Genomic DNA, 16,904 nt, shown 5'->3' on the forward strand with positions numbered 1-16,904 from the left:
TTACCCGGGTGACAGCATGATAAACGGCTGGAGGACGCGCCGCCGGGGAGGACGACCGTCTACACCGGCCGCGCGTACTGAAGCATCACCTGCAGCAGCACGTTGGCCCCGGCGACGACGTGCTCCGGCGAGGCATACTCAATTTCGTTATGGCTGATCCCGTCCTTGCAGGGGATAAAAATCATCCCGGTGGGCGCCAGGTAGCTCATATACACTGCGTCATGCCCGGCGCCGGAGACGATCGGCCGCGCCGGATAGCCCAGCCGCTGCGCGGCATCGGCAATGGCCTGCTGGCATTCAGCATCGAACGGCGCCGCCGGATAGTGGCTTACCTGCTTCAGGGCCACCTGCAGACCGCTCTCCCGCTCAACCTCCGCGATAAACGCCCGCAGCTGGCGATCCATCTCGTCCACCAGCGCATCGCTGAGATTGCGCATATCAATGGAGAAGGTGACCTCCCCTGGCACCACGTTGCGGCTGTTGGGCCACACCTGCACGCTGCCGACGGTGCCGCGTCCCTCTTCGCTGCGCCCGGCAATGGCCACCACTTCCTGCATAATGCGGGTCGCCACCTGCAGGGCATCCTGACGCAGGCGCATCGGCGTGGGTCCGGCGTGCGAGGCCTGGCCGGTGACCACGCAGTCGTACCAGCGGATCCCCAGCACGCCCTGCACGATACCGATGGTTTTCGCTTCATCTTCGAGAATCGGCCCCTGCTCAATGTGTGCCTCAAAATAGGCGCCGATGGGATGCTCCCCCGGGGTCTGCTCGCCGATATAGCCGATCTGCGCCAGCGCCTCGCCGACGCTGACACCCTCTTTATCCGTGACGGCCCAGGTCTCTTCCAGCGGGAAGACGCCGGCAAAGACCCCGGAGCCCATCATCACCGGTACAAAGCGCGACCCCTCTTCGTTGGTCCAGAACACCACCTCAATCGGCGCGTCGGTATCAATCTGCAGATCGTTGAGCGTGCGCACCACCTCCAGTGCCGCCAGCACGCCGTAGTTGCCGTCAAATTTGCCGCCGGTGGGCTGGGTGTCAATATGGCTGCCGGAGACGATGGGCGGCAGGCCGGGGTTGCGGCCTTCCCGGCGCATAAACACATTGCCGATTTTATCGATGGTGACGCTCATCCCGGCCTCCCGCGCCCAGCCTATTACCTTGTCCCGCCCCTGGCGGTCGAGGTCGGTGAGGGTCAGACGGCGGCAGCCGCCCTTCGGCGTGGCGCCGATCTGCGCGAGATCCATTAACGACGCCCACAGGCGGTCGCCATTGATGCGCCAGCCGGTGGTGTCGGTCGCGGGGGTAAAAAGTACATCACTGCTCATGGTAGTCTCCTGACATCAAGGTCGCCGCCAGCATAACCGGCGGTGGGAATGCGCTATCAACACCTGGTCTTCATCCTGTATGGTTTTTTGCCGCCGATCAGACGGCCAGGGCCTGGGCGTTAGCGTCAATCGCCAGCTCGCGCCAGCGGTGGCAACTCACCGCGTGGCGCTCCGCGACGGATTCCGTCGGCGGCAGACTCTGCTCACAGACCGGGCGACGGTGCGGGCAGCGCTCGGCAAAAGCGCAGCCGGGCGGCAAACGCGCCAGATCCGGCGGCGCGCCGGGAATGCAGTGCAGGGCATCGCCTTTCTTAAGCCCCTCTTTCGGCCGACTGCCCAGCAGCACCTGGGTATAAGGATGGCGCGGGTGGCGCAGGATCTCGCTCATCGACGCTTCCTCGACGATCCGCCCGGCGTACATCACCGCCACCCGGTCGGCGATCTCCACCGCGGCGCCGATATCGTGGGTCACAAACACGATCGACAGCCCGCGCTGCTTTTGCTGCTCACGCAGCAGGATCAGGATCTGGATTTGCACCGTGGCGTCGAGGGCGGTGGTCGGCTCATCCGCCAGCAGCAGCTGCGGGTTACAGGAGAGCGCAAGGGCGATCATCGCCCGCTGGCGCATCCCGCCGGACATCTCGTGCGGGTAAGCATCCAGCCGCCGCTCGGGGCTGGGAATGCGCACCTGGCGCAGGGCCTCCAGCGCCCTGTCCCGGGCCGCCTGGCGCGACAGCCCTTCGTGGCGGCGCAGCCCTTCAATAATCTGCTGCCCGACGGTGTAGACAGGATCGAAGGCCAGCAGCGGCTCCTGAAAAATCATCGCGCAGCGTCCGCCGCGATAGCGCCGCAGCTGACTGGTGCTCATCGTCAGCACCTCGTCGTCCCCCACCTGCAGGGTGCCGGAGAGCTCACTGCTCCCTGGCGGGTGCAGGCGCATCAGCGCCCGCAGGGTCACGCTCTTGCCGGAACCCGACTCGCCAATCAGCGCCATCACCTCCCCCTTTTGTACGTCAAAGGAGACTCCATTGACCGCGTTGATGGTCTGTCCGTCGCGGCGAAAGACGACCCGCAGGTCGCGCACATGGACAAAGGCGTTATCCGACATGGCTGACCTCCTTAAGGGGGATGCTTTGATGCCAGGGCGAGGCCGGCTGCGCCATCAGGCAGGCGCTCTGGTGCCCCTCCCCGACCGCCTCCAGCCGCGGTTTCACCTCGGCGCAGACCGCCTTCGCATGCGGGCAGCGGGTGTGAAAGCGGCAGCCGCTCGGCGGCGCGATGGGGCTGGGGGGATCGCCGCTCAGCGGCGAGGTCAGGGTGCGGTTTTCCGGGTCCATGGAGGGCATCGAGCTTAACAGCGCCCGGGTATAGGGGTGGGCGGAGGCGGTAAACAGCTGCTCCGCCGGGCCAATCTCCACCACTTCGCCAAGGTACATGACGAGGATCCGATCCGACAGCCAGCGAACCACGTGCAGATCGTGGCTGATGAACACGTAGGTCAGCTCGAGAGTCCGTTTCAGCTCCTGCAGCAGCTGCAGCACCTGGGCTTCCACCGATTTATCCAGCGCCGACACTGCCTCATCGAGGATCACCAGCCGCGGCTTCATCGCCAGCGCGCGGGCAATATTCACCCGCTGCCGCTGGCCGCCGGAGAGCGCATGCGGGTAGCGGTCGGCAAAGCGCGCCGGCTCAAGGCCAACGTGCGCCAGCAGATAGCGGGCATATTCGCTGGCCTCTCTGGCGCTGACGCCATGGACGCGCTGGCCGAAGGCGATGCTCTCCTCCATGGTCAGGCGCGGATTGAGCGAAGCATAGCTATCCTGAAAGACCATCTGCACCTGGCGACGGTAGGCTTTCAGCGGCAGACGCGACGAGCCGACCCCCTGTCCGTCGAAGATCAGTTCGCCGCTGTCCTGGGTGAGCAACTGCATCAGCAGCCGGGCGGTGGTCGATTTGCCGCAGCCCGACTCGCCGACCACCCCCAGGGTTTCGCCTTTCATCACCGTGAAGCTGATATCGTCCACCGCCTGCACCACCTCCCGGCCTTTGCCGCCGCGAAAGTACTTCAGCAGGTGATTGACCTTCAGCAGCGGCTGCGCCGGCCCGCCAAGGTCGATATTGATAAAGGGTTGCATCGCTTACTCCTTAATCGCCATTGCCGCACGCAGGCGGTCCGCGAGGATATTGAACGAAATGGAGGTGATAAAAATCATCAGGCCCGGCAGGGCGGCCACCCACGGCTGGGTATAGATTGCCGTGCGCAGCGTATTGAGCATCAGCCCCCACTCGGGCTCCGGCGGCCGCACGCCGAGGCCGAGAAACGACAGGCCGGAGGCGAGGATCATGCACACCGAAATCAGCCCGGTGGAGAAGACGAAGATCGGCCCGAGCACGTTGCCCAACACCTGGACGCGGATAATGGTCAACGCGCTGGCGCCAGTGGCCCGGGCGGCGTCGATATAGTCCATATGTCGCACCTGGGCGGTCACGCTCTCGGCAATCCGCGCCACCTGCGGGACAAACACGAGGGTCAGCGACAGCAGCGCATTGCCGATGCCCGCCCCCAGCGCTCCCGACAGCGCAATCGCCAGCAGGACGGAGGGAAAGGCATAGAACACATCCACGGTGCGCATAATCACGGTATTGGTTTTGCCGCCCGTATAGCCGGCGATAATCCCGATGGCCCCGCCGATAAAAAAGGCGAACACCACCGGGACAATTCCCATAAACAGCGACAGTCGGGTGCCAAGGATCAGCCGCGACAGCATGTCGCGTCCCAGCTCATCCGAGCCCAGCGGGAAGCCGTCGCTGCCGATGGGTTTCAGGCGCAGGAACATCGACGTTTGATAAGGATCTTTGACGATAAGCCACGGACCGAACAGCGCCAGGGCCAGCAGCAGGAGGATCACCACGCCCACCACCACCCCGCCGGGGTCGCGCATTAGGCGGCGCAATACCCCGCGCCAGTAACCTTGCCGGGAAGCGTGGGCCGCTGCGGCCGGAACCGCTTTCGTCGTTGCCGTATCCACCATGGTCAGCTCCTCTTAATACGCGGGTCGAGGGTGGTCTGCAGAATATCCACCAGCAGGTTGAGCAGCACGAAAAACAGCGCCAGCACCCAGATGGTGCCCTGCAGCAGGGGCAGGTCGCGCTGAAAAATGGCGGTATTGAGCAGCAATCCGGTTCCCGGCCAGGAGAAAACGGTCTCCACAAGGATCGAGCCGCCCATCAGATAGCCCACCTGCAGCCCCATCACCGCCAGCGCGGTGGGCGCGGCATTTTTCATGACGTGGACAAAGATGCGCGACTCGTTGAGCCCGCGAGCGCGCAGGCCAACGATAAACTCCTGGCTGAGGATATCGGCCACCTGCGAGCGCACGGTGCGGGCGATAATCCCGGTGGGGATCACCGACAAGGTGAGGGCTGGCAGCAGCATGAACTGCAGGTGCGCCCAGTCCCATTGCCAGCCCACCTCGCCTATCGGCCCGCCGCCGGTGGCCGGCAGCAGCGCGAACTTAACGCTGCAGAGGATCACCAGCAGCATCCCCAGCCAGTAGTGCGGCACGCTAACGCCAAATACCGACAACACCGAGGCCAGACGGTCAATGACGCTGTTGCGAAAATAGCCGGCGACAAAGCCGAACAGGCTGCCGAGGACGAAGCCGATCGCCGTCGCCAGCAGCGCCAGGCGCAGGGAGTACGCCACCGCGGTCATCACTTCGTCTATCACCGGGCGGCCGGTGGCGACCGACATACCAAGGTCGCCATGCAGCGCCCGCCACAGCCAGTGGATAAACTGCAGGGGCAGCGGCTTATCAAAGCCGTAAGCCTGCATTAATGTCTGACGCAGCGCCTCCGAGGCGTCCGGCGGCATCACCGACACCAACGGGTCGCCCGGAGCGATCTGCACCAGCATGAAACAGATCACCGCCACCCCAAGCATGGTGGGGATAGCCAGCAGAATGCGGTATAGCAGCGTATTGATCATCGGTCGCCCCTTTCACGATTACTCTTTTTTGCTCACCAGGCTGAGGTCGATAAACCAGCTCTGCGGTTGCACCACCCCGGTCACCGCAGGGGAAATCGCACGCGGCCCGACGTCGTGGGCGACAAACAGGAATGGCACCTGATCCACCAGCGCGGCGTGCAGCTCACCGGCCGCTTGGTTCATCTCCGCCGGGGTAAAGGCGTGCTTGACGGCGGCGGCCAGCTTCTCCGTCTCCGGAGTGGAGAAGTAACCCCAGTTGGTCGCCACCGGCGGAAACGCTTTGGCGGTCGAGAAGCGGATCAGGCCAAAGTACGGATCGTTAACCGCGGCGCTGACGTTGATCGCATCGATCCCTTTCGCCGAGGGGTCCCGGGCACCCAGGCGCCAGTTGGTAAACAGGGTGTTCCATTCCACCACTTTGATATCCACATTGAAGAAGCAGCTCTTCAGGCTCTGCTGGATATACTCGTTCATCGGCAAGGGCTGCATCTGCCCGGAGCCGGAGGCCGAGGTGGCCACCGTGACGTGCAGCGGTTTGCTGGCGCTGTATCCGGCCTCGGTCATTAGCTGGCGGGCGGTATCCGGGTCATATTTGATCTGGAAGGTGGGTTTGCCATGCCACGGGCTGTCAGCCTCATAAACCCCGGTGGCCTCGGTCATGTAGCCGCCAAGGTAGCTCTTCAGCTCGGCGCGGTTCAGACACAGGTTGGCCGCTTTGCGCACGCGGATGTCCTGCCACGGCGATCCTTTTTCAAAGGAGAACTGCCAGGGCCACAGGTGCGGCTGGGTATTGGCGTAGAGGTGAAAACCCTGAGACTTGATCTGATCGATGGCGTCCGGCGCCGGGGCTTCAATCCAGTCCACCTGCTTCGACAGCAGCGCCGCGGTACGGGCGTTGGCCTCCGGCAAGGGGATCAGCACCACTTTATCCACCCGGGGAATGCGATCTTTGTTCCAGTAGTCGGGGTTTTTATCGAGGATCAGCTGCTGACGCGGCACCAGCTTCTCCAGTTTGAACGGGCCGCTGCCCACCGCGTGGGCGGCGAAGGCGGTCCACGCCTGTTTGCTGCGCGCGGCGCTATCTCCCGCGCTGGCCGGCACCGCGTCATACTGTTTCTGCCACGCCGTCGGCGAGACGATAAACAGGTTGGTGATGTTGTACGGCAGCAGCGCATCCGGTTCCGAGGTGGTCAGCGCCACAGTGTGGTCGTCAATTTTCTCTGCGCCGGTGAGGGTCGGCATGCGCGACAGGGTGTTGCCGATCTGCCCCGGGGCGTACTGCGGCGCTGCTTTATTCAGCACCTTATCCACGTTCCAGACGATGGCGTCGGCGTTCACCTCCGTCCCATCATGGAACCTGACGCCCGGACGCAAGGTGAAAATCCAGCGGCTGGTGTTCTGCGGATCGATGTGCCACTCGGTCGCCAGCCCCGGCACCAGACCGCTGGGCTTTTCACCTTGCGACAGATCCCACTCCACCAGCGCGTCGTACAGCGGGATGCCGGTAAAGCGGTTGCCCTCATAGCCTTGATCCGGCTGGCCAAGGGTTAACGGAATATCCGCGGCGGTCATGGCGATCCGCAGCGTGGAGGCGTTGGCAGGTAAGGCGGCGCCCGCCAGGGCCAGTGCGCCGCTCACCGCCACGGCGAGACGACCGGCACGCGAAAATAACGTCTTTTTGTGCATCACATGATCCCTGTTAAATAAAGTGTCACGGATTAACAGGCAAAATGCGTACCAGCTCTTACGCGGACGAAAATAGGCCAAAACCGACCGGTAAAATAAGAAGGGCTTATATTATCACCATGATAATTATGGGAAAATAATTGCACCTTATTCCGCCGCACCGCCAGCGGGAAATATGTTGCAGAATTGCACCAGCCGCTATATGGCAAATTTCAAATAATCACTCTGCGTCACTTTTTATTCATCCCCCGTCCGCCGCCGCCGCGTATTCTCCGTCGGGATCAATCCCTTCTATACTTCAGGGAACACATCGACCGGGAGAGACTATGCCTTTAGCCGATTTTCACCGCTCCGATCCTTTTACCCTCGGTATCGAACTGGAGCTGCAGGTGGTGAACCCGCCGGGTTACGACCTCAGCCAGGATGCCTCGACGCTGATTGCCGACGTCCAGCATCAGTTGACCGTGGGAGAAGCCAAACATGACATCACCGAGAGCATGCTGGAGATCGCCACCGGGGTGTGCCGCGACATCAGCCATGCCCAAACCCAGCTCAGCGCCATCCAGCAGGCGGTTCAGCGCGCGGCGCTGCGCCATCATCTGCAGATCTGCGGCGGCGGTTCGCACCCCTTTCATGCCTGGCAGCGCCAGCAAATCAGCGACAATCCGCGCTATGTCAAAACCGTCGAGCATTTTGGCTATCTGGCGCAGCAGGCCACGGTCTTTGGCCAGCATGTGCACGTCGGCTGCCAGAGCGGCGACGACGCCCTCTATCTGCTGCACGGCCTGTCGCGCTTTGTGCCGCACTTCATCGCCCTTAATGCCGCCTCGCCGTGGTTTGACAGTACCGACAGCCGTTTCGCCTGTTCACGCCTGAACCGCTTCTCCTCCTATCCCGACAACGGTCCGATGCCGTGGGTGGCAGACTGGCAGGGGTTTCGTCGCCTGTTCCGCCAGCTGAGCTACACCAGCATGATCGACAGCATGAAGGATCTGCACTGGGATATTCGCCCCAGCCCGCAGTTTGGGACCGTCGAGGTGCGGGTGATGGACACTCCCCTGACCCTCGCCCAGGCGATCCATATCGCCGGCTTTATACAGACCCTGGCCTGCTGGCTGTTGACGGAGCGCCCTTTTAAGCACCAGCCTGATGATTATCTGCTGTACCCCTTTAACCGCTATCAGGCGTGCCGCTATGGGCTGGACGGGACCCTCACCGACGTGCGCAGCGGAGAGCAGCGCAGCATCCGCCAGGAGATCCTGCAGCTCGCCGACCGGCTGGCTCCCTTCGCCCATCAGTTGAAGGCGACGGCGGCGCTGGAAGCGGTGGTCCGCCAGGCGAAATCGCCGCACAGCGAAGCGCAGCAGATGCGCGACTTTATCGCCAACGGCGGTTCGCTTTCCGGCCTGGTGCAAAAACACTGTGAGATTTGGGCGGCATAAGGCAGCGAGGCGGGTATACTCGGCGCAGACCATAGAAAGGACTGCCCATGTTATTACGTTGCCTGCTCCCCCTGGCGCTGCTGCCCCTGGCCGCCGTCGCCAGCGCCGCCTGTACCCTCACCGACCCGACGCTGACCCTGCAGAGCTATCGGGTGGATGCGCAGAAAGAGCGCATTGCGATGTACTGGCAGGATCGGCACGGCAAAGCCTGGGGTTCCCTGCGTTCGCTGCTGGCGGGTATTGATGGCGATGGCCGGGTGCAGATGGCGATGAACGGCGGCATTTACGATAAAGCCTACGCGCCGCTGGGGCTGTATATCGAAGACGGTAAACGGCTGACGCCGGTAAACCGTTCCGCCGGCGGCGGGAACTTCTTTATCCGCCCCGGCGGCGTGTTCCTGGTGGCGAACGGCCGGGCGAAAATCGTGCCGCTGCCGGCATACAAGCCCTCTCCCGCCATCCGCTATGCGGTGCAGTCCGGCCCGATGCTGATTGAGAATGGCGTCATCAACTGGCGGCTGAAGCCCTCAGCCAGTTCGCGCAAGCTGCGTAACGGGGTGGGTATCGATAAGCAGGGCCGGGTGGTGTTTATGCTCAGCGATCGCGAGACCAACTTCTATGATTTTGCCTGCTATGCGCAGTCAAAGCTTGGGGTGCGGCAGATGCTCTATCTCGACGGCACCCTGTCGAAGATGTACCGCAAAGGCGGCAGCGTGCCGTGGCAGTATCATCCGTTCGTGACCATGATAACGGTGGAGAGGAAGTAGCGGGCGCCCGGCACAAAAGCGGCGCCGTGCCCGCCGTCCCTACCCGTTCACCAGCGAAGGACTACCCTTTTCTGCCAAACGCAACGTGAACGGAAAATTCCCCCTCACCCTAACCCTCTCCCACAGGGAGAGGGGACCGCCCGGCAGTCGTTGCAGCCCCGGTATACACAGCGGGGCCACGGAGAAAGGCACATACAATTTTTAACGGATATATTCTGATCGCTATGGTTTGGCCTCTGAAAACTACGGGCGTGCAGCGGGGCCGATTCCCGCTGAAATCGGCGAACCGGAGGTCGGCAGACAAGGGCTGGCCGCCACGGAGGGCGGCCAGAGGCGATTCGAGACACGACGTCGAGTTGAGCCGACCGCAGGCGGACGACCGGGAGGTGAGCGTAGTGCGCAGCACCGATTTCTCTGCGGGACCGGGGGGATTGTAAAGGGGGAGACGGTTTTCTCCCCCTTTACCCGTTCACCAGCGAAGGACTACCCTTTTCTGCCAAACGCAACGTGAACGGAAAATTCCCCCTCACCCTAACCCTCTCCCACAGGGAGAGAGGACCGCCCGGCAGACGCTGTTGCTCCGGCAGATAAGGCGGGGCTAACGCCCAAACGCAACGTGAACGGAAAATTCCCCCTCACCCTAATCCTCTCCCACAGGGAGAGGGGATCGACAGGCAGACGCTGTGGCGCAACACTTACCCCCGCCGATGCGCCCACTCACGCATACGCTGAAACAGCACATACAGCGACGGGATAAACAGGATGCCAATCATCGTCGCCACCAGCATACCGCTGAATACCGTGGTGCCGATGATCCGCCGGCTCTGCGCCCCGGCGCCGGTGGCGAGCATCATCGGCATAATGCCGATAATAAACGACACCGCGGTCATCATCACCGCGCGGAAGCGGCGGGTGGCCCCCTCGCGCGCAGCGTCAACTATCGACAGCCCCTCCTCGCGCCGGCTGCGGGCGAATTCAACAATCAGAATCGCGTTCTTCGCCGCCAGGGCAATCAGCAGCACCAGCCCTATCTGAACATACACATCGTTGGCATAGCCCGCGGTCCACAGCCAGAGCAGCGCTCCGCCGATGGCGAACAGCACCGAGAGCATGACGCTCGCCGGCAGCGTCCAGCTCTCATACTGCGCCACCAGGAACAGCCACGCCATCGCCACCGCCGCCAGCACGATCCACACTGCCTGATTGCCGGTCTGCTGCTCCTGCCAGGAGATCCCGCTCCAGGCATAGTCATATCCCGGCGGCAGATGGGCCTGCAAAATCTGCTCCATGGCCGCCATCGCCGTGCGGCTGCTGACCCCCTCGGCCGCTGAACCGCTCACTGAAACGGACGGGAACTGATTGTACTGCTGAATAAACGGCGCCCCCACCGTCGGCGTAATGGTGACCAGATTGCTCAGCCGCACCCGCTCGCCGTCGCGGCTGCGGACGTACAGCTCGCTAATCTGCTCTGCCCGCTCGCGCCACTGCATCTCATTTTGCATCACCACATGATAGACACGATTGTTACGGCTGAAATCGCCGGCGCGCGTGCCGCCGAACGCCGTCTGCAGGCTGCTGAAAATCTGCGCCACCGGCACATCCAGCAGCGCCGCCCGATCGCGGTCGACCGTCAGGGTCAGCTGCGGCACGTTGCTGCTCCAGGTGGTAAACACCCGGCTCAGTTGAGGATGCTGGTTCGCCAGCTGGAGGATCTGCCGCGTCACCTGCTCCAGCTCCGCCGACGACTGACCGGCCTGCGCCAGGATGCGCAGGTCAAATCCCGAGGCATTCCCCAGGCCCGGCAGGGTCGGCGGCGCGAAGGTCATGATCGTCGCCTCCGGTAGCGACAGCAGCTGGCGCTGGATATCCGCCATCACCGCATCCAGCGGCGGCCGCTGGTGCCAGTCCTTGAGCATTACCGAGATAAACCCGCCGTTAGAGGCGCTGGTGCCGTTGAGAATGTTGAAGCCGGACACCTGAATCACATCCTCCACCGCCGGGTTAGCCATCAGCAGCTTGCGCGCCTGGGCCATCACCGCTTCGGTACGCTCCAGCGACGCCGCCTCCGGCAGTTGCACGCTGGCAAACAGGTAACCCTGATCTTCCTGAGGCAGGAAGCCTTTCGGCATCGAGGTGAAGCTAAACGCCACCAGCGCGCCTGCCGCCACCGTCGCCGCCAGCGCCAGCCAGGGACGGCGGTTCATCCAGCCTACCAGTCGGCCATAGCCGTCGCGGGTGCCGTCGAGAAGACGGTTAAACGCCCGCCACACCGCCGCTGGCCGGGCAGGACGCGGGCGCAGCAGCAGCGCGCAGAGGGCCGGCGTCAGGGTTAGCGCCACCAGGCTCGACAGGGCCACCGCGGTGGAGAGCGTCACGGCAAACTGCCGGTACAGCTCGCCGACGATCCCCGGGAGCAGCGCCACCGGCACAAATACCGCCAGCAGCACCAGGGTCGTGGCGATCACCGGCCCGGCGATCTGCTGCAGCGCCTGGGCGGTGGCCTGCAGGCGATCCAGCCCTTCCGCCATTTTGGTTTCCACATTCTCCACCACCACAATGGCGTCATCCACCACCATCGTCAGGGCGAGAATGATCGCGAACAGGCTGAGGGTGTTGGCGCTGTAGCCCAGCAGATAGAGCACCGCAAAGGTGCCGATCAGTGACACCGGGATCGCCAGCACCACGATCAGCGTCGCTCGCCAGCTCTGCAGGAACAGCGACACCACCACGACCACTGCCAGCAGGGTCAGCGCCAGCGAGACGCCGATCTCTTTGATCGTCGCCGCCACAAAGCGAGTGGTATCGAACTTCACCTCCCAGGTGAGATCCGCCGGAAAGCGAGTGTGCAGGCGGTTAAGCTCCGCACGCACTGCGCTGGCGACCTGCAGGGCATTGGCGGTGGGCGTCGGGTAGATCCCCAGATAGGCCGACGCTTTACCGTTCAGCTGCGCGCCGGAGCTGTAGCTGCGGGCACCCAGCTCAATGGTCGCCACGTCAGCGAGGCGAACCAGCTGCCCCTGCGCGCCGCGGCGGAGGATAATCTCGCCAAAGCTGGCCGCCTCGTTCAGACGCCCCAGCCCGTTGATGGTCAGCGTCTGCTGCTGGCCGTTGAATACTGGCGGGGTGCCCACCTGCCCCGCCGCGCCCTGCACATTCTGCTCGCGCAGCGCCTGGGCAACGTCATCCGTGGTGATGTTGAGCGCATTCATGCGGTCCGGACGCAGCCAGATGCGCATACTGTAATCCCGGGCGCCAAACATCTGCACCTCGCCGACGCCGGGCAGGCGGGCCAGCGCCTCGCGCACCTGGGTGCTGGCGTAGTTACTGACAAACAGCGGCGACAGCGTGCCCAGCGGCGAGTAGAGGCTCACCCCCATCAGCAGGTTGCTGGCGCGCTTGCGGACCTGGACGCCATTCTGCTGCACCTCCGCCGGGAGCTGCGCCAGCGCCTGCGCCACCCGGTTTTGCACGTCGATCGCCGCCAGGTCGGCATCGGTGCCCGCCGCGAAGGTAATGCTCAGGCGGTACGTTCCCTCATCCGAGCTGGTGGACTCCATATACAGCATATGATCGACGCCGTTGAGCTGGGTCTCCAGCGGGGCGGCGATGGCTTCCGCCACATCTGACGCGCTGGCGCCCGGCCAGCTGGCGCTGACGTTCACCACCGGCGGGGTGATCGCCGGGTACTGCTCCACCGGGATCAGCTTCAGCGACACCGCGCCGACAAAGGTCAGCAGCAGCGCGATCACCATGGCAAATCGCGGACGACGGATAAAAAAGGTCAGCATCCCTTCTCCTTACTTACTTCAGCACCTGTACCGCGGCGCCTTCGCGTAAACGCTGCGCGCCGTCGGTGATCACCTGCTCGCCCGCCTGCAGCCCTTTCTCAACCGCAAACTGCTGCCCCTGCTGCCCCGCGAGGGTCAGACGACGCTGCCCGGCGGTGTGGTCCGGCTTCAGCACCCAGCTGAAAAAGCCCTGCGGATCCTGCTGCACGGCGGCGGCCGGGATCATCACCCGTGACTGCAGCTCCTGCGGACGGAACAGGATTGTTACGCTGCCGCCCGGCAGCAGACGGTGCTGCGGATTGGCGAACTCCGCCCGCACCGCCACGCTGCCGGTGCGGGCGTCAATCCGGTTATCGATGGAGGTCAACACCCCATCGCGCCGTTTGCCATCCACGTCAATCTGCGCCAGCCACGCCTGCTTCAGGGCGTGGATGTCGGCATGCTGGCCGGATTTGCTGAAAAACGCGGCTTCGTCGAGGGCGAACGACACCCGCACCGGATCCAGCTGCACAATGTCCACCAGCACGCCGCTGGATGGGTTAATCAGCGTCCCGACGTGAAAGGCGCTGTGCCCCACGCGACCGGTCACCGGCGCCGCAATCCGGGTGTAGCTGAGCACAATCTGCTGGGCCTCGACGCGGGCTTTCGCCTGCTGCACGGCGGCGGCGGCGACGTCGCGCTGCATCCGGGCCGTGTCGACGTCGTTGCGGCTGATGGAGTGGTTGTTAATGAGCCGCTCGTAGCGAGTGAGCAGTTGCTGCGACTGACGTAATGAGGCTTCGGCGCTTTTCAGCTCGGCCTGCGCCAGGGCCAGGGCCGCGCGGGGCTGCGCGTCGTCGAGGGTAAACAGCAGGTCGCCCTCGGTAACATACTGGCCATCCTGGAAGTGGCGCTGAACTATCACCCCTTCGGTGCGCGCGCGAATGTCGACGGCGCGGATCGCCTCGACCCGCCCGGGGATCGCGCGTTCTTCAGCATGAGGCGCCAGTTCGACCGTGGCGACGCGGACCGGCACCGCCGGCGCGGCGGTCGCCGTCAGGGCGCCGCCGGCCAGACCGCAGGCCAGCAGAGCAAAGCGGAAGGTTTTAATCATAGGGGGATCCTTGCGAAAGTAACGCGCGCCTGCAGCGAGGCGCGCGAGATCAATCAAGCCGTTTTGCGGAACCGGCGCGTCAGGCGCTTCTCAACTTCCACCACCAGGAACATGGCGACGCCGATGACCAGGGTGATAAACCAGTAGCGCAGCGGCAGCGCTTCCGTACCAAACATGCTCTGCATCAGCGGGACATAGATAATGACCAGCTGCATCAGCAGCAGGACACCGGTCACCAGCCAGATGCCTTTGTTGCGCAGCAGACCCATGCTCAGGGAGAAGCTGTCGCTGCTGCGGCAGTTGATCATGTAGACCCACTGCGCCGTCACCAGCATCTGCAGCAGCACGGTGCGGATAAACTCCGGACTGTGGCCGCGCGGCGCCAGCCAGGCCTCAAGGATAAAGGCGGCAATAGCAATCATAGACCCGACAAAAGCCACTCGCCACACGGCGAAGCCATCCATAACGTGCTGGCCGGTTTTACGCGGCGGGCGGTTCATCACGTTGCGCTCTGCGGCTTCAAAGGCCAGGCCGAAGGAGAGCGTCGCCGACGTCGCCATGTTCATCCACAGGATCAGCACCGGGGTCAGCGGAATCATGTTCCCCGCCAGCAGGGCGATGATGATCAGCAGCCCCTGCGCCAGGTTGGTCGGCATGATGAAGAGGATGGTCTTCTTCAGGTTGTCATAGACCCGACGGCCCTCTTTTACCGAGCTGGCGATGGTCGCGAAGTTATCATCGGTCAACACCATGTCAGCCGCCTCTTTGGTGACTTCGGTACCTTTGATACCCATGGCGATACCCACGTCGGCCTGGCGCAGCGCCGGCGCGTCGTTGACGCCGTCTCCGGTCATGCCGACCACTTCGCCGTTATCCTGCAGGGCTTTCACCAGGCGCAGCTTATGCTCCGGGCTGGTACGGGCAAAGATGTCGTACTCCACCGCCGCCTTCGCCAGCGCCGCATCGTCCATGTGCTCCAGCTGGTAGCCGGTCATGGCCTGGCTGCTGTTGGTGATCCCCAGCATCTGGCCGATGCTCATCGCCGTCTGCGGGTGGTCGCCAGTGATCATCTTCACGCGGATCCCGGCGGTCTGGCAGGCGTGGATGGCGTCAATGGCTTCCGGACGCGGGGGATCCATCATCCCGGCGATGCCGAGGAAAATCAGCCCCTCCTGCAGGTCCTCATGGTTGAGGGTGGTGGCATCAAGGCTGGCAGGCTTACAGGCCGCCGCCACCATGCGCAGTCCCTGACGGGCGAAGCGCGCCATCTCCTCTTCCCAGTAGTGCGCCTCGAACGGCACCGCGCCCTGGCGGCTCATCTGCTCGCGGCACATGGCGAAGATAACGTCCGGCGCACCGGTGATCAGCACCCGGGCATCGCCATCAATGTGCTGCAGGGTCGACATATATTTGTACTGTGAGTCAAAGGGGATCTTGGCCACCAGACGGGCCTCCACCGCCGGGAGCTGCGCTTTCGCCGCCAGCACCTTCAGCGCCCCTTCGGTCGGCCCGCCGGTGATCCCCCACAGACCGCGCTCATCCTGGGTAAGCTGGCTGTCGTTACACAGGTCGATGGTGCGCAGCCAGGTCTCCAGCACGGTGCCGGGCTGAACCTGCACGGGCTCGTCGCTCCCCTCAAGGAAGATCCGTCCCTGCGGCTCATAGCTGTCGCCTTCCACCCGGTAGCAGCAGTCTGCCGTGATGATCGCTTTGACGGTCATTTCGTTCATCGTCAGAGTGCCGGTTTTATCCGAACAGACCACGGTCATGGCGCCGAGAGTTTCCACGGTCGGCAGCTTACGAATAATCGCCCGCTTGCGCGCCATCGTCTGCACGCCCAGCGACAGAATAATCGAGATGATCGCCGGCAGCCCCTCCGGTACCGCGGCCACCGCCAGGCTAATCAGCGACAGCAGCAGCTCGCCCATCGGGATATCCCGCAGCGCGAGGCTAAAGATAAACAGCGCCACCATCATGGCGAGGATAATGACAAAAATCGCTTTGCCGAGCTTATCCATCTGCACCAGCAGCGGGGTACGGTGCTTCTCAATGCCCGCCATCATCTGGTTGATATGGCCGAGTTCGGTCTCCGCGCCGGTGGCGGTCACCACGCCGATGCCGCCGCCAGCGCTGACGGTGGTGCCGGAGAAGACCATGTTCACCCGGTCGCCCAGCGGCAGGTCGCCCTCCAGCGCGTCGGTGATTTTATCCACCACCGTCGACTCGCCGGTGAGGATCGCCTCTTCCACCCGCAGGTTGTGGGTTTCAATCAGGCGCATATCCGCTGGTACGCGGTCGCCGGCGCGCAGGATAACGATGTCCCCTGGAACCAAGTCGCGCGTCGGGATAGTCTCATGTTTGCCGTTACGCTGGACGCGGGCATCGCTGGAGAGCATGTTGCGGATCCCCTGCAGGGATTTTTCGGCGTTGCTCTCCTGGATATGACCGATCAGGGCGTTAATCACCGTCACGCCGAGGATCACCAAGGTATCGACCCAGTGACCCATAATGGCGGTCAGCGCCGCGGCAGCCAGCAGCACGTAAATCAGTACGTCGTTAAAGTGGGCGAGAAAGCGCAGCCAGCCCGGTTTACCCTTCTTTTCCGGCAGGGCATTCGGACCAAAGGTATTCAGGCGCTCGGCGGCGTCTGCGGAATTTAACCCAGCGGCCTGGCTTTTTGTCTGCGCCAGCACTGCGTCAACGGTCTGCTGCCAGACCTGCCGTGGCGCGGTGTCGCCCGAGGGCGTCGTAAACTTTGGGTTATTCATCTTGGTCAAATTACATTTTCCTTATAAATTCCGTGAATCGGAAA

Annotated in this window: 11 protein-coding genes; 2 read left to right on the forward strand and 9 right to left on the reverse strand. The window is 63.4% G+C overall.

Annotation, left to right across the window (positions count from 1 at the left end; genetic code table 11):
- Positions 1–59: 59 nt before the first annotated feature.
- The 6 genes from FHW76_RS07645 to FHW76_RS07670 all read right to left on the reverse strand — a co-directional run bounded on the left by FHW76_RS07645 (position 60) and on the right by FHW76_RS07670 (position 7,002).
- The gene (locus FHW76_RS07645; RefSeq protein WP_063106175.1) at positions 60–1,328 is read right to left on the reverse strand and encodes a Zn-dependent hydrolase; all 1,269 of its coding nucleotides are present in this window, start codon (positions 1,326–1,328) and stop codon (positions 60–62) included.
- 97 nt (positions 1,329–1,425) lie between these two features.
- Positions 1,426–2,436 carry an ABC transporter ATP-binding protein gene (locus FHW76_RS07650; RefSeq protein ID WP_032739281.1) on the reverse strand — a complete coding sequence of 337 codons (1,011 nt, stop codon included), beginning with the start codon at positions 2,434–2,436 and terminating at the stop codon, positions 1,426–1,428.
- Positions 2,426–3,463, reverse strand: coding sequence for an ABC transporter ATP-binding protein (locus FHW76_RS07655; RefSeq protein WP_004223507.1), 1,038 nt, complete (start codon positions 3,461–3,463; stop codon positions 2,426–2,428). The genes FHW76_RS07650 and FHW76_RS07655 overlap by 11 nt, the downstream gene beginning before the upstream one ends.
- A gap of 3 nt (positions 3,464–3,466) precedes the next feature.
- The gene (locus tag FHW76_RS07660) at positions 3,467–4,360 is read right to left on the reverse strand and encodes an ABC transporter permease (RefSeq protein ID WP_032729553.1); all 894 of its coding nucleotides are present in this window, start codon (positions 4,358–4,360) and stop codon (positions 3,467–3,469) included.
- Between the two features lie 2 nt (positions 4,361–4,362).
- Positions 4,363–5,316 (reverse strand): ABC transporter permease, encoded by a 954-nt coding sequence (locus FHW76_RS07665; protein ID WP_004178910.1) that lies wholly within the window; start codon positions 5,314–5,316, stop codon positions 4,363–4,365.
- An 18-nt stretch (positions 5,317–5,334) separates the two neighbouring features.
- Positions 5,335–7,002 carry an ABC transporter substrate-binding protein gene (locus tag FHW76_RS07670; RefSeq protein WP_023297185.1) on the reverse strand — a complete coding sequence of 556 codons (1,668 nt, stop codon included), beginning with the start codon at positions 7,000–7,002 and terminating at the stop codon, positions 5,335–5,337.
- A 326-nt stretch (positions 7,003–7,328) separates the two neighbouring features.
- Here FHW76_RS07670 and FHW76_RS07675 point away from each other — a divergent pair, with 326 nt between their 5' ends.
- Complete coding sequence (locus tag FHW76_RS07675) at positions 7,329–8,444, forward strand: YbdK family carboxylate-amine ligase (RefSeq protein ID WP_008805544.1); 1,116 nt, start codon at positions 7,329–7,331, stop codon at positions 8,442–8,444.
- A gap of 47 nt (positions 8,445–8,491) precedes the next feature.
- Positions 8,492–9,211 carry a phosphodiester glycosidase family protein gene (locus FHW76_RS07680; protein WP_008805543.1) on the forward strand — a complete coding sequence of 240 codons (720 nt, stop codon included), beginning with the start codon at positions 8,492–8,494 and terminating at the stop codon, positions 9,209–9,211.
- 695 nt (positions 9,212–9,906) lie between these two features.
- On the opposite strand, the gene FHW76_RS07685 is transcribed toward FHW76_RS07680, so the two are convergent.
- From FHW76_RS07685 to FHW76_RS07695, 3 genes are read right to left on the reverse strand one after another with little or no spacing between them, the layout of a single operon-like run.
- Positions 9,907–12,999 (reverse strand): efflux RND transporter permease subunit, encoded by a 3,093-nt coding sequence (locus tag FHW76_RS07685; protein WP_008805542.1) that lies wholly within the window; start codon positions 12,997–12,999, stop codon positions 9,907–9,909.
- Between the two features lie 13 nt (positions 13,000–13,012).
- On the reverse strand, positions 13,013–14,092 hold the full coding sequence (locus FHW76_RS07690; RefSeq protein ID WP_012968752.1) for an efflux RND transporter periplasmic adaptor subunit: 1,080 nt from the start codon (positions 14,090–14,092) through the stop codon (positions 13,013–13,015).
- A 53-nt stretch (positions 14,093–14,145) separates the two neighbouring features.
- Positions 14,146–16,869: a cation-transporting P-type ATPase gene (locus FHW76_RS07695; protein ID WP_183476518.1), complete on the reverse strand. Its 2,724-nt coding sequence runs from the start codon at positions 16,867–16,869 to the stop codon at positions 14,146–14,148.
- Positions 16,870–16,904 lie beyond the last annotated feature (35 nt).

It is taken from the genome of Klebsiella sp. RC2 (assembly GCF_014192815.1).
Classification (GTDB): domain Bacteria; phylum Pseudomonadota; class Gammaproteobacteria; order Enterobacterales; family Enterobacteriaceae; genus Klebsiella; species Klebsiella variicola.